The sequence below is a fragment of the Actinoallomurus sp. CA-142502 genome, assembly GCF_050936355.1.
GTDB classification, from domain to species: Bacteria; Actinomycetota; Actinomycetes; order Streptosporangiales; family Streptosporangiaceae; genus Actinoallomurus; species Actinoallomurus iriomotensis.
On sequence record NZ_JBNJMY010000001.1, the window covers coordinates 3,058,482 to 3,072,357 of the forward strand.

Sequence of the window (13,876 nt, forward strand, 5' to 3'; positions counted from 1 at the left end):
AAAAGGAAACTTTCCTGTAAGTTCGGACCGTAGCCCGGCCGGAGCCGCGCGTCAATGCCCTCGGAGACCGCCGTGAGTCACGGTCCGTCCCGTCGGCGGACGGGCGCGGATGAGGGCCGCGCCGCCGTGCGGGCTCTAAGCTCGCCCCCATGGGCGACGGCGACGGCTGGGCGAACTGCGACGCGGGACATCGGCACTGGGGACGCTACGGGGCGGCGGGCGTGCTGCCGTACTGCATGGACCCCGACCCGTACGTCCTGTTGCAGAAGCGGTCGCGGCTGTCGATCGGCGGTGGCACGTGGGGCCTGCTCGGCGGGGCCCGGCACAGCCACGAGAACCCGGTCGAGGCGGCCCTGCGCGAGGCGTCCGAGGAGAGCACGCTGGACCCCGCGACCGTCCGCGTGCACTGGCTGTCCCACGAGGACCACGGCGGCTGGTCGTACGACACGGTGATCGGTTCGGCGCCGACGCGGAGCGAGGTGCGCCCGCGGTCGTTCGAGAGCGCCGCGGTGGAGTGGGTGCCCGCCGACGAGGTCGCGGACCGGAAGCTGTTCCCCGCCTTCGCCGATGCGTGGCAGCGGCTGCGCCGGTCGCTGTACCGGGTGGTCCTCGTGGTCGACGTGGCGAACGTCATGGGTTCACGAGCGGACGGCTGGTGGCGCGACCGCCGGGGCGCGGCCGAACGGCTGCGCGACGAGATCGCCGCCATCGACGGCTTCGACGGCGTTCCGGGAGCCGTCGCCGACCTCTGCTATCCGGAGATCGTGCTGGTCGTCGAGGGTGCGGCGCGCGGTGTGGGCGCGGTGGAGGGCGTCGAGGTCGTGGCCGCCCCGGGCAGCGGCGACGACACGATCGCCGGCCTGGCCGCGCGGCGGGCGCCGGACGAGCACCGCCTCGTCGTCACCGCCGACCGCGAGCTCCGCGCCCGCTGCGAGGCCGCGGGCGCGGCGGTCGTGGGCCCGCGCTGGCTCCTGGACGCGATCCGCCGTTCCTGCTCCACCTGAGCGCCGGTCCGGTTCCGGTCGTTCACGTACACGTCGCCAGGAAGGGTCAGAAATTGGGATACGCGGAATCGGGATACGCGGTCCACGCGGCGAGTCTCGCGCGGTACCACGACGACGCCCTCGCCCCGCACGTCCAGGCGCTGCGGGATCTGGAGCGGAACCACGCCGACCAGGCGCTGCCGGCCTTCCCCCAGGGCCTCGCGGCCAACGGCGCCGCCGACCTGTTCAGGACGGCCCACGACCGGTTCGGGCGGGTACTCGGCGACGCGGTTCGGCACGCGGCGTCCAGCCAGACCAGGCTGGCCGAGACGACGGGCCGCTACCGCGGGGCGGAGGCCGCGAACCTGTCCTACCTCACCGGCGCCGGCCCGGACGCGGGGGCGGTCGTCACGCCGTCTCCGCCGGTGTCCGACGGGTCTTCGTCGCCGCCCTCCACCGCCGGGGACCCGCAGGATCTGCCGGCGCTGCTCCGCACCGTGATCGACAGGCTGACCTCCACGGTCGCGCCGCTGGGCGGGCTCTCACTGGTCCGGCCGGTCACCGACCGGCTCTGGGCGAACGCCGTCGACCCCCGGCACTACGACACGGCGGCGAGCGTGCACGCCGCACACGCTCGGCACATATCGGCGTTGCGGTCCCGGCTCGACGAGTCGGCCAGAGCGACCGTGGCCTGGGACGGTTCGGCGCGGGACGGATTCGAGACGGACCGGAGACGCCACCTCGCCACCCTGGACGACGCGGAGGCGCACTCCCGTACGCTGTCCGCCGCGTACGGCGCGATGGCCGGCGCGATGCGCCGGTTCCTCTCGCACGCGGCGCTGGCGATCGTCGCCTTCCTGGCCACGTTCTCGGTGACGCTGTTCGTCTCCCACTTCTTCGAGTCGGCCCTGTTCCTCTGCCTGGCGGAGATCGCCGCGTTCGTGCTCTACCTGGCCGGCTGGCTCGTGGTCCGCCTCGTCGACATGACCCAAGCGGTCCAGAAGACCTTCGGCTCCGACGCCGCCTAGGGCGGCGGTCAGCGGTACAGGGCGGCGCGGGCGGACTCGCGTAGCTCGCGGGCGACCCGGTCGTAGTCCGCCGCGAGTTCCGCGGTGATCCGCTCGGTCTCGTCGGCTTCGATCCGTACCCGTGGCTCGGACTCGGGCCGGTCGCGCAGCACGGCGATCCGCAGATGCGTCGGCGGGTGGCTCTCGTCCACGCGCAGGCGTTCCCGCGCGGCGAGGCGGCGCCGGCGTTCGCGCTCCGACTCCGGCAGGTTCGCGACGGCCTCGCGCTGCTCGGCCCACAGTTCGGTGCCGGCGCGCACCGCGGTGCGGCGCAGGACCAACCGGTGGGTCTGGGCGGTGACGAGCATGGTGTCGAGCATGTCCGCGGCGGCGCCGGGGGAGGCGACCTGACCCGCGAGGCGGTCGGCGAGGTACTCGGCCCGCTGGCCGGCCCGCAGCGTCAGCGCGAGCTGCGCGCGGAACACCATCGCGACCAGCCCGCTCACCACACCCTGCAGCGCCCGCACCATGAGGTCGATGAGGTAGTTCATCCGCCGGTCGCGGCCGCCCGGCCGGGTCGCGTGGTACAGCCGGGCCAGCGTCGACAGCGCGGTGCCGACGACCAGGCCGTGCCGGGAGTCGCCGTTGACGCCGTGGGCGAACTCATGGCCCAGCAGGGCCACGCGCTGCTGCCCGGTCAGGGGGTCCCAGATCGGCAGGCCGATCGTCAGGACGTGCCGCCGCCGGAGGCCGACGGCGCCGTAGGAGGCGTTGAACTCTCCGGTGACCACCACCGTGTGCACGGGGGCGGCCCCGACCTCCGTGCCGACCCGGTCGAGCAGGGCGAACAGCGCGGGCGCGTCCTCCCGGCACTTCACCGCGTCGCCGCGCGGCATCCGGCCGAGGCGCGGGGCGAGGAAGTACGCGAGGACCACCAGTACGACGGCGGCGATGACCGTGACGGCGTTGACGTCCGTCCACAGGAGCAGACCGGCGACCGCGAGAAGGGCGAGCGGGCAGGCGTGCACGGCCAGCGCGAGCAGGTAGGAGGCGACCCGCGCGGCGTTCCAGCCCGGGCGGGCGGGCTCGGCGCGCGACACGTCGCGGTACAGGGCCTCGACGAGAGCGGCCGACCGCCGGTCGAACCAGGCCCGCACCGGCCCGCCGCGCGGCGCCTCGGGCTCGCCCAGCCCCCACTCGCACTCCGCGCACCAGACCGGATGGTCACCGGCCGCCGGGAGGACATGGGAGCACGTAGGGCACAGATCGGACGTATCGGTGGTCACGGCGCGAGATCCTATGGGCGCGCGGCACTCCCCGGCCGGTGTCGTGACGGCACCGGTACGCGAACGAGATCTCGCGCCGTGACGATGTCGCCCGCGTACGCCGCGGCGGCCTCCTCGGCGAACCTCGGCTCGTCCTCGGCGCCGTACCGTTCGGAGAAGTGGGTCAGGACCAGGCGCCGTACGCCGGCGTCGGCGGCGATCCGTCCGGCCTGGCGCGCGGTGAGGTGTCCGTAGTCCTCGGCCAGCCCGGCGTCGGCGTCGAGGAACGTCGACTCGATCACGAGCAGGTCGGCCCTGTCGGCGAGCGGCTTGATCGCGTCACAGAGCCGCGTGTCCATGACGAACGCGACCTTCTGGCCGGGCCGGGGAACGCCGCACTCCTCGAGCGTGACCGTACGGCCGCCGGGCGCGGTGACCCGCCCCTCGCGCTGGAGACGTCCGACGAGCGGCCCCGCGATGCCGTACGCGGCGAGCCGGTCGGGCAGCATCGTGATGCCGCCGGGCTCCTCGATCCGGTAGCCGTAGGACTCGACACTGTGGCAGAGCCGCCGCGCGGTGAGCGTGAACGGCGCGCCGTCCGCCGCGACCTCCTGGACGTCACCGGCGACGGGCCGCTCGGCGATCACCTGCGTGTCGTTGAAGAGCGTGGCGTGACGCAGCCGCCGCCAGTACTCCGTACCGCTGCGGGGAAAGACGGCGCTGACCGGATGCGCGACGCGGTCCCGCGCGATCCGCTGCACCACCCCGGGTACGCCCAGGCAGTGGTCGCCGTGGAAGTGGGTGAGGCAGATCGCGTTGACGTCGTGGGCGCTGACCCCGGCACGGACCATCTGCCGTTGCGTGCCCTCCCCGGGGTCGAACAGGACACCGAACCCGTCCCAGCGCAGGAGGTACCCGTTGTGGTTCCGGCTCTTGGTCGGCACCGCACTGGAGGTTCCCAGGACCACGAGCTCCCGTGAGGACATGCCCTCATGATGCCGGACCCCTTGATCGCGGACGGCACGGTGGCGGAGTTCCCGACCTGCGGTAGCGGCTGCCTCGTATTGGTCATGCCGTATATAGAGGCCTTTCCGTATTCGGTGTCTTGCCGCGCACGGTTGAAATTGGGTCTGGCGATCATGATGTCGGCGGAGTTAGCCTGCAAGGCTCGGCAACTACAGTTGGCGGAATATGTAAAGGGCTGACCTTATGGTGGTGGATCGGGTCGACGGCGCGAACACCGGTGAGACGGCCGAACGGCCGGCGGGCGGCGAACAGTTTCCGGCGGATCACCCCGGATCGGACGATTCGTTATCCCGAGTCGAGAGTCGATTAGCCGCGCTCGCGGCGAATGAGAAGCCTCCGGAAACGGCCGCTGACGTGGGGGAGCGGGCGCCGCAGCCGTACGCGAAACTGCTCGACACTCCCATCGCCGACGACCAGCCGACGCCGCGTGAGGTGCTCGGCCGGTTCGCGCCCGCCGACGCGGGCCTGCCCGAGGTGACGGAGCGGGAGGCCGCCGACCACATCGCCCGGTATGTCGGCGAGCGTCCGTGGTTGGCCTGTGCCGCGGACTCCGACCCGGCCGTCCAGCGGGTGCTGGTGGCCCTGGACCTGGGCCAGGGCCACGCGCTGGAGCGCCACGAGGGCTACGCCGACCACGAGAGGCTGCGGCGCCGCGTGACCGCGCTCGAGGACCCCGCCCAGCTGGACCCGGCCAAGAGGGTGGCGGGGATCGACGGATGCAAACCGGGCGACCGGGCCCACCGGTGCGCCGACACCGCCACCGCGGTCCAGGATCCGGCCGCGTTCGCGACCATGTTCGCCCGCGCGATGGAACATCCCGACATCCGTGACGTCCTCCGCAGACCGTTCGATCCGCATGCGAATCCGCCACGTGTCGCCATCCCGATCGAGGAACTGCTGGGGCCGGACGGCCATCGATACTGCAGCGGTTATCGGCTTCTGCCGGTGGGCGGACAGATCCGCGCGGCCATGGACTGCCGCGATTCCTGGGTCGACTCGCGCGCCAACGATCGTGATCCCGACGTACCCGATCCGGGCGCGGCCTTAGTTGATTCGTTCGATGGAGGAAAAGTCCAATTCTTCTTTCGGGCGAGGGCATTGCGTGACGGCTATGAAGTCAGCACGATGTTCGTGGAGCGACCTTAAGGGGTGCAGACGTATGGCCTTGACCGACAGATATTGGCGAAACCATCCCGAGGCGCCTTTCTCCGTTCTCCTGGACACGGTGGAGGCCTACTGCCATCCCGAGGCCCACGACGAGGCCTACGAGGACCTGATCACTCGGGTGCGGAGCCCGAAGGGAGATCCCGCGATCCAGCGGTTCAAGTCGCAGCTGGGAGACGCGTTACGCGACCGGTCGGCCCTGCCCGAAGACGCGTTGTACGTCGCCGCGCAGTACAGCGACGGCAGCGACCGGGCGTTCCTCGAACGGCTGTGGCGCGACCTGTATCCGGACGAGCCGCTTCCGGGCCGGTGACGCCGCGACCTGACCTTCACGCCGGGGGGGGAAGGTCGAGGACGACGGCAGGCCCGTCTCGGCGTGAGAGGGGTCGGCGGAAGACGCGCGGCCGACGGGAGGACGGTGTGGCTCGGGCCGCGCCAGGCCTGTCCCACCGATGACCTCGCGGGCCTTCGACGGCGTGCCGCCGCTCGCCACCACCGGCAGGCTGATCCGGCTGCCGCCAGGCCCCTTCGTGCCCGTGGCATTGATAATCCGAAGATATCGGCATTCCGTATTTCAGTGTCGCCGGGTGAGCATGTACGAATTCGTTCGGCGCTCTGGTGATCACGATGGTCGCGAAGTTAGCCTGTAGAGCTCGGCAACCTCAATTGTCGAAATGTCAGGGATGCCTCCATGGGGATGGATCGCATTGACGGCACTGACACGGGCGAGACGACCGAAGGGCGAGCGGGCACGGAACGCCCTCCGGCCGATCTGCCCGGATCGGAAGATTCGTTATCCCGTGCCGAAAGCCGCAGGGGCGCGCTCGCCGCGAATGAAAAGCCGACTCCGGCTGGTCCGGAAACGGCTGTTGACGCGTATGAGCCGGAGCCGTACGCGAAGCGGCTCGACATTCCCATCGCCGACGACCAGCCGACGCCACGCGAGATCCTGCGCGGCTTCCGGCCGACAGAGGCGGGTCTGCCGGAGATCGGCGAAGGCCGGGCCGCCGAGTACATCGCCGAGAACGCGGACCGGCGTCCGTGGCTGGCCCAGGCGAAGGACTGCGACCCGGCGGCCATGCGGGTGCTGGTAGCCATGGACATGGGGCAGGGTCACGCCCTCGAACGCCACGAGGGTCATGCGGACGACGAGAGGCTCCAGCGCCGGGTGACGGGTTTCCAGGATCCCGCCCAGCTCGACGATGCCAAGCGGTTCGCCGGAATCGACGGCCTCAAGCCCGGAAACCGACCGCATCGCTGCGCCGACACCGCAACCGCGATCCAGGATCCGGAGGCATTCGCGACCGCGTTCGCGCGGGGAGTGCGACATCCGTCGGTCCGCGATGCGTTGGAGACCCCGTTCGTGGCCGGAAAAGTGCCACAGGGCGTCGCCCTGACAGTCGAGGACCTTCTGGGGGTGGGCGGCCATCGTTACTGTTCGGCGTATGCGCTGGAGCCGGTCGACGGCAGCCTGGATGAGGCCTTACGCCGCCGCGCCGATTGGGTGACGGCGAAGAGAACGTCAAATCAGGATTCAGATGTCCCCGAGCCGACGTGTGTACCCGTCGAGATCCGTGACGATGCAAAGATTAAGTTTTACTTCCGGCCCAATCGGGATATGAATGGCTACGAGATTTCGACGATGTACGTGGAGCCGTGACCGGACTCTTCCCTGGAGGAAGGATGAGCAGGCCGTTCTGGAACATCGATCCCGATTTGCCGTTTGGTACATTAATCTCCGTTTCGGAGATTTATTGTCATCCCGAGGCGTACGACGAGGCATTCGACGACCTGAAGCAGCTCGTGCGGCACGAGTCCGACGAGGAGATCAGGACCTTCAAGAACGAGCTCCGTGCGGCCATCCTCGACCCCGACAGTCTGCCCGGTGACGAGCTCTATCGTGCGGTCCGCTATGACGACGGCAGTGCAGAGAAGTTCCTCCGGCGACTGTGGCGGGACCTCTACCCGCACGAGCCGTTGCCGGAAACGTGAAACGGGCCCCGGGACGCGTGTCCCGGGGCCCGTCGTCAGGCGATCAGTGGAAGAAACGGGGCTGGCGGGGGAGGACCACGCGGGCCGGGCCGCGCCAGGTCTGTTTCGCCGAGAACGTCTTGTCCTTCGACGGTGTGCCGCCGCTCACCACCACCGGCAGGCTGATCTGGCTGCCCGCCAGATCCACCTTCACCGTGGCGCCCGTGGCCTGTTCGTCGTACTGGACGTCGCCGTCCACGCCGAACAGGATCAGCGCCAGCCGGTGGCCCGCCTTGAACCGGTAGTCCTGCGGCAGGGTCGGCCAGTGCACCGAATACGTCGTCCCCGGCGTCAGCGGCGACGACGTACTCAGCGACGTACGGTTCTGCGCGTCCAGGAAGCCGCGCGTCACCACGTTCACGTCCGAGGTCGCCGTGTCGGTCACCACCTGCTTGTAGCAGGCGTCGTCGGTCGCGGTGCTCTCGCCGTGGCAGTCCTCGGTCGTCAGGGTCTTCACGCCCGAACCCGCGCCGAGGTAGTTCACCCGCGTGTCGGTGCCGTAGTCGACCAGCAGTGCGCCCAGGTCGGCGGCGGGGCGGTCCGTGGTGAACCTCAGCGACACCGTCGGCGTGCCCGACAGCCGTACGTCCTGCTTGAGCGGGGGCGTGGTGTACGCCAGCCGGTACGGCTGCGCCGTCGTCGGGTCCGACACGAGGGAGCCCTCGTCCTCCTTGGTGTCGGTGAACGTCGCGTTGCCCGAGGAGGCGGACAGGCCCAGGGTGCCGTCGGCCTGGGGACGCAGGGGCAGGCTCCGCGCCCGCGGTGACGGCCAGTCCGACTCGGTCGTCCACTGGTCCGGGCCGGTCTCGATGTCCGCGCGCGGCTGCTTCATGACGCCGTTGTGCACGTGCCAGAGCCAGTAGTCGAACCACTGGTGCAGGGTGTCCACCCACGCGTCGCGGCGGAAGTCGAACGGGTCCACGTGCCCGTACTGCGACAGCCACACCTTGCGCGGCACGTTCCGCGCCGCGAGGCCGGCCCACCACGTGGAGAACTGGCTCGGCTTGACGTTCAGGTCGTTCGTGCCGTGGACGGCGAACACGCTCGCGTGCACGCGGCTCACGTCCGGGGTGGGCGCGGACCGGTAGTCGCGGGAGCTCCAGAACGCGTTGTAGTTCCCGGTCGCGTCGTCCTGGCCGGTGGCGAGCTCCTGCCGTACGGCGGCGCACTTGGCCGGCGGGTCGGTGTCGACCGTGTCGGCCAGGCCGTCCTCCTCACCCGTCCACCACAGCGTGCCGTTCATCCGGCTGTAGTCGTACCAGGAGCTGATCGCCGAGATCGGCACGATCGTGTCCAGGCCCTGCACGCCGGTCGCCGCCACACCGTTGGCGAGTGTGCCGTCGTAGGACTTGCCGATCATCCCCGTACGGCCGTTGGTCCAGGTCGCCTTGACCTTGTTCCCCTTGGCGTCGTACGCGGTGGCGCGGCCGTTCAGCCAGTCGACGACCGCCTTGCCGCCCAGGACGTCGGACAGGCCGCCGGAGGTCGGGCAGCCGTCGGACTTGGTCGTGCCGTCCATGTCGACGTCGAGCACCGCGTAGCCGCGGGGCACGAAGTAGTTGTCGTAGAAGAGCGGGAACTTCACCGGATTCCCGGCCGCGTCGTACGTCTTGCGCTCGCCCTCGTTGCCGCGGCCGAGGTTGTCGTAGTACGGGCTCTCATCCATGATCACGGGGACCTTGAAGTCCGGGCCGCTCTCCTTCGGACGGATGATGTCCACCCGGATGAGGTCCTTCTTGCCGTCGTGGTCGGCGTCGACCGGCGACTCGACCCGGACGTACTCCCGGATCGCGTCCGCGTAGGAGAAGACCGGCTGGGTCACCCCGTCCGACACCTTGATCGTGGGTTTCTTCGCCGCGTGGGCGGCGGGCGCCCCCGTGACCGCGAGCGCGGCCGCGGTGGCGATCGCGGCGGCGAGAAGGCCTCGCCGTGGTGAGATCGGCACGCGTTACCTCCTGAGGTTGCGCGCGCAAATCTGCCGCGACCGGTGCGGCCGCACAAGATCTCTAGCCATATCCGGCCGTGTGTCGAGCCGGCCGGATGGCGGAAGGTCACTCCGGGGAGAGCCAGAGGGCGCCGAGCGGGGGGACGCGCAGCAGCGCGGAGGCGGGCTGGCCGTGGCACGGCTCCTCGGTGGCCCACACCGCGCCCATGTTGCCGACGCCGCTGCCGCCGTACTCGAACGCGTCGGTGTTCACCACCTCGCGCCAGCGGCCCGTGCGGGGCAGGCCCAGGCGGTAGTCCTCATGCGGGACGCCGGCGAAGTTGATCACACAGGCGAGCGGCGTGCCGTCCTCGGCGTACCGCAGGAACGAGATCACGTTGCCGGCGACGTCGTCCGCGTCGATCCAGCTGAACCCCTCCGGCCGGGCGTCCCGCGTCCACAGCGCCTCCGCCTCGCCGTAGGCGCGGTTGAGGTCGCGGACCATCCGCTGCAGGCCCGCGTGGAAGTTGTCCTCGGCCTTGTCGAGCAGCCACCAGTCGAGCGACCGGGACTCGGCCCACTCGGCGCCCTGGCCGAACTCCTGGCCCATGAACAGCAGCTGCTTGCCCGGGTGCGCCCACATGTACGCCAGCAGCGCGCGCAGCCCGGCGAACCGCTGCCACTCGTCGCCCGGCATCTTGCCGAGCAGCGAACCCTTGCCGTGCACGACCTCGTCGTGGGACAGCGGCAGCACGTAGTTCTCCGAGTAGGCGTACACCATGGAGAAGGTGATCTCGTGGTGGTGGTAGCCGCGGAAGATCGGCTCGTGCTTCAGGTAGCCGAGCGTGTCGTGCATCCAGCCCATGTTCCACTTGAAGCCGAACCCCAGCCCGCCCAGGTGCGTCGGCCGGGTCACGCCGGGCCACGCGGTGGACTCCTCGGCGATCGTCATGATGCCGGGGGAGCGCTTGTAGCAGGTGGCGTTCATCTCCTTGAGGAAGTCGATCGCCTCGAGGTTCTCCCGCCCGCCGTAGATGTTCGGCGTCCACTCGCCCTCGCCGCGCGAGTAGTCCAGGTAGATCATCGAGGCGACCGCGTCCACCCGCAGGCCGTCGACGTGGAACTCCTCCAGCCAGTACGAGGCGTTCGCGACGAGGAAGTTGCGCACCTCCGAGCGGCCGAAGTCGAAGATGAACGTGCCCCAGTCCTTCTGCTCGCCCCGGCGCGGGTCGCCGTGCTCGTACAGCGGCGTGCCGTCGAACCGGGCCAGCGCCCACTCGTCCTTGGGGAAGTGGCCCGGCACCCAGTCGACGATCACGCCGATGCCGGCCTGGTGCAGCCGGTCCACCAGATGGCGGAACTCGTCGGGGTCGCCGAACCGGGCGGTCGGCGCGTAGTAGGAGGTCACCTGGTACCCCCACGACCCGCCGAACGGGTGCTCGGAGACCGGCAGGAACTCCACGTGCGTGAAGCCCATGTCGGAGACGTAGTCCACCAGCTCGGTGGCGAGCTCGCGATAGCCCAGCTCCGACCGCCACGAGCCGAGGTGCACCTCGTACACGCTCATCGGCGAGCGCAGCGGGTCATAGGACTTGCGCCGCGTCATCCACTCGTCGTCCTCCCACGTGTAGCGGGAGGTGAAGACCTTCGAGGCGGTCGCGGGCGGCCGCTCGGCGTACTGCGCCATCGGGTCGGCCTTGCGCCGCCAGATGTGGTCGGCGCCGAGGATCTCGAACTTGTAGTTGGTGCCGTCACCGACGCCGGGCACGAACAGCTCCCACACCCCGGAGGAGCCGAGCGAGCGCATCGGGTGCGCACGGCCGTCCCAGTGGTTGAAGTCGCCGATCACCCGGACGCCGCGGGCGTTCGGCGCCCACACCGCGAACGAGGTGCCCTCGACCGGCCCGAACACCGACCGGTACCGGCGGGTGTGCGCGCCGAGCACCTCCCACAGCTCCTCGTGCCGGCCCTCGCCGATCAGGTGCAGGTCCAGCTCGCCGAGCGTCGGCGCGTGCCGGTACGGGTCGTCCTGGACCAGCTCGGGCCCGTCGTACGTCACCGCGAGGCGGTAGTCGGGCACCGCCACCGGCTCGTCGTCGGACAGCGGGCTGCCGGGCGCCAGGGTGGTGGCGAAGACGCCCGCGTGCACGTGGCGCATCGGCCGGCGTTCACCGTCGGCGAGGACGACCTCCACCTTGCTCGCCAGTGGCCGCAGCGCACGGATGGTCACGCCGTCCGTACCGGGGTGCGCGCCCAGGATCCCGTGGGGGTCGTGATGGTCCCCGCCGATCAGCCGGTCGATCTCGTCGTGGGTGACCCGCGCCATGACGCTCCTTGAACTGTCGCTGCCAACTCGTACCTTCAACGTGCCCGGTGGGTGGAGCGTAATCCTTTTCGATCACGAGATTCGCGCCGCCGTCGATCGCCGATCAGGAGTCCTTCCACTCCTCGCCCTCGTACTGGACGAGGCGGGGGTGCACGAGAGTGTTGACCTGCACGTCGCGGGACCGGCGGTCCTTGGGGAAGACGGAGGCGGCCTGCAGCACGGACGCGTCCAGAAACCGCAGCGGCGGGGCGTCCGGCGGCAGCGCCAGCGCGGGCGGCTTCGCGGCGGGCGCGGCGAGGACGAAGCCCCAGTCGCCGAAGCTCGGCACGTCCACGTGGTAGGGGGTGGTCGTGAGGCCCGCGGCGCCGATGGACTTCTCGATGCTGTAGAACGACTTCGGGGCGAAGTAGGGCGAGCCGGACTGGACGACCATCTGGCCGCCGGGGGCGAGGATCCGCTTCACCAGGCCGTAGAACTCGACCGAGTACAGCTTCGCGGTGGGGACGTCGTCCGGGTCCGGCATGTCCACGATGACCGCGTCGAACCGCCGGCTCTGGCCGCGCAGCCAGGTGAACGCGTCGGCCCTGACCGCGGTGGCGCGCGGGTCCTCGAACGAGCGGTGGTTGAGCGACACCAGCGGCTGGTAGGTGCGGGCGAGACGCAGCATCTCCGGGTCGAGCTCGATCAGGGTCGCGCTGCGGACGTCCGGGTAGCGCAGTACCTCGCGCAGCGCCAGGCCGTCGCCGCCGCCGAGGATCAGCACGTTCCCGTGCGGGCCGGACATCAGCGGGTGGACGAGCGACTCGTGGTACCGGTACTCGTCCGCCGAGGAGAACTGAAGGTCCCCGTTCAGGTACAGGCGCAGGTCCGTGGAGCCCGCGAGCGTGACCTTCTCGGTGATCACGATCTCCTGGTACGGGGTATCCCTCGCCAGCACGATCGGGTCCTGGAACAGTGCCTGCCGCGCGGTCACCTCGATCCGGTCGGCGAGCGCGTAGGTCGTCCCGAGGACGGCCAGGACCGCCACCATGCCGAGCCCGAGCGCGACCCGGGCGACATGGCCGAGCTGCCGCCGGAACAACCACAGCACCACCGCCACGCCGGCGACCGCGTTCACCACGCCGACCAGCAGCGCGCCCTTGATGTGTCCGAACGTCGGCAGCAGGACGAACGGGAACGCGAGCCCGCCGACGAGCGCCCCCACGTAGTCGGCGGCGAACAGGTCGGCGACGGCGCTGCCCGCGTCCTGCTTGCGGATCTTCTGGAGCAGCGTCATCAGCAACGGGATCTCCGCGCCGATCAGCGCGCCGACCGCGAACGCCACCGCCACGAGCGCCGGGACGTACAGGTCCAGCCAGGAGAACGCGGCGTACAGCGCGAGCACCGACAGGCCGCCGACCAGCGCGAGCGCGCCCTCGACCAGCGCGAACGCGGCCGCCGCGTGCCGCCGCAGCGGTTTGGCCAGCAGCGACCCGACACCCATCGCGAAGACCATGACCGACAGCACGATCGACGCCTGCGTGACGGAGTCGCCCACCAGGTAGCTGCCGAGCGCCACCAGCGCCAGCTCGTACACCAGCCCGCACGCCGCGCACGTGAAGACCGCGGCCAGCACGAGCGCCCGCGCCACCCGGGCCGGGGCCCCGAGCCTCCCGGCCGGCGGCGCGTCCGCCTCCGGCACGGACGGCGGCGGCGCGGACCGGTCGAGGTCGCGGGCGGTCAGGAGACCGCCCCGGACACGATCGCGGCGACGGCGATGTCGGCGGCGGCGACCACCCAGCCCGCCGGGTGGACGGCGGCGCCGTCCACCAGCGTCGCGCCGAGCCTGCCAGGCGTGATCAGGGCGAGGAAGTAGAACGCCACGACCATCAGCACGATGCCGATCCCGCCGTAGACCGCGGTGTCGACCAGCCCCCGGCTCAGGTCGTTGTCGCTGGTGACGATCGCGGTGGTGACGATCGCGCCGATGCCGAGCAGCTTGACGCCGAGGAGCAGCGCGGCGCCCTTGTTGGCCTCGGTCCAGATCTGACGGCCGAGCCGGCCGGGTGTCGTCACCTCCACCACCAGGTAGCCGAGTGCCATCAACGCGATGCCGACCGCGCCGTAGGCGAAGGTCGCGCCGATGTCATGGAGGGTGTCGTGCATCGGTT

At 70.6% G+C, this 13,876-nt stretch carries 12 protein-coding genes; 6 read left to right on the plus strand and 6 right to left on the minus strand.

The annotated features are described in order from the left end of the window. The first annotated feature begins 149 nt into the window (after positions 1 to 149). Both ACQEV1_RS14905 and ACQEV1_RS14910 read left to right on the plus strand, forming a co-directional pair. On the plus strand, positions 150 to 1,004 hold the full coding sequence (locus ACQEV1_RS14905; protein WP_433394395.1) for an NUDIX domain-containing protein: 855 nt from the start codon (positions 150 to 152) through the stop codon (positions 1,002 to 1,004). 53 nt (positions 1,005 to 1,057) lie between these two features. Next, positions 1,058 to 2,011 carry a hypothetical protein gene (locus tag ACQEV1_RS14910; protein ID WP_433394397.1) on the plus strand — a complete coding sequence of 318 codons (954 nt, stop codon included), beginning with the start codon at positions 1,058 to 1,060 and terminating at the stop codon, positions 2,009 to 2,011. 8 nt (positions 2,012 to 2,019) lie between these two features. Here the strand turns inward: ACQEV1_RS14910 and ACQEV1_RS14915 are convergent, their stop codons facing one another. Further along, complete coding sequence (locus ACQEV1_RS14915) at positions 2,020 to 3,276, minus strand: M48 family metalloprotease (RefSeq protein ID WP_433394399.1); 1,257 nt, start codon at positions 3,274 to 3,276, stop codon at positions 2,020 to 2,022. Between the two features lie 11 nt (positions 3,277 to 3,287). Continuing rightward, on the minus strand, positions 3,288 to 4,241 hold the full coding sequence (locus ACQEV1_RS14920) for a ribonuclease Z (protein WP_433394401.1): 954 nt from the start codon (positions 4,239 to 4,241) through the stop codon (positions 3,288 to 3,290). A gap of 229 nt (positions 4,242 to 4,470) precedes the next feature. Between ACQEV1_RS14920 and ACQEV1_RS14925 the strand changes: the two genes are divergently transcribed. The 4 genes from ACQEV1_RS14925 to ACQEV1_RS14940 all read left to right on the plus strand — a co-directional run bounded on the left by ACQEV1_RS14925 (position 4,471) and on the right by ACQEV1_RS14940 (position 7,437). Then, entirely contained in the window at positions 4,471 to 5,427 is a 957-nt protein-coding gene (locus ACQEV1_RS14925) for a hypothetical protein (RefSeq protein WP_433394403.1), read from the plus strand. Positions 5,428 to 5,440: 13 nt separating this feature from the next. Further along, positions 5,441 to 5,758 (plus strand): hypothetical protein, encoded by a 318-nt coding sequence (locus ACQEV1_RS14930; RefSeq protein ID WP_285618012.1) that lies wholly within the window; start codon positions 5,441 to 5,443, stop codon positions 5,756 to 5,758. Positions 5,759 to 6,136: 378 nt separating this feature from the next. After that, entirely contained in the window at positions 6,137 to 7,105 is a 969-nt protein-coding gene (locus tag ACQEV1_RS14935) for a hypothetical protein (protein WP_433394406.1), read from the plus strand. A gap of 23 nt (positions 7,106 to 7,128) precedes the next feature. Continuing rightward, entirely contained in the window at positions 7,129 to 7,437 is a 309-nt protein-coding gene (locus ACQEV1_RS14940) for a hypothetical protein (protein WP_285618009.1), read from the plus strand. 43 nt (positions 7,438 to 7,480) lie between these two features. On the opposite strand, the gene ACQEV1_RS14945 is transcribed toward ACQEV1_RS14940, so the two are convergent. From ACQEV1_RS14945 to ACQEV1_RS14960, 4 genes are all read right to left on the minus strand, one after another. Further along, positions 7,481 to 9,421, minus strand: a complete 1,941-nt coding sequence (locus ACQEV1_RS14945; protein WP_433394408.1) for a Xaa-Pro dipeptidyl-peptidase — start codon at positions 9,419 to 9,421, stop codon at positions 7,481 to 7,483. 106 nt (positions 9,422 to 9,527) lie between these two features. Then, complete coding sequence (gene glgB / locus ACQEV1_RS14950; RefSeq protein WP_285618007.1) at positions 9,528 to 11,726, minus strand: 1,4-alpha-glucan branching protein GlgB; 2,199 nt, start codon at positions 11,724 to 11,726, stop codon at positions 9,528 to 9,530. Between the two features lie 103 nt (positions 11,727 to 11,829). Next, positions 11,830 to 13,407, minus strand: coding sequence for a polyamine aminopropyltransferase (locus tag ACQEV1_RS14955; RefSeq protein WP_433394410.1), 1,578 nt, complete (start codon positions 13,405 to 13,407; stop codon positions 11,830 to 11,832). A gap of 38 nt (positions 13,408 to 13,445) precedes the next feature. Further along, complete coding sequence (locus ACQEV1_RS14960; protein WP_285618003.1) at positions 13,446 to 13,871, minus strand: DUF350 domain-containing protein; 426 nt, start codon at positions 13,869 to 13,871, stop codon at positions 13,446 to 13,448. Positions 13,872 to 13,876 lie beyond the last annotated feature (5 nt).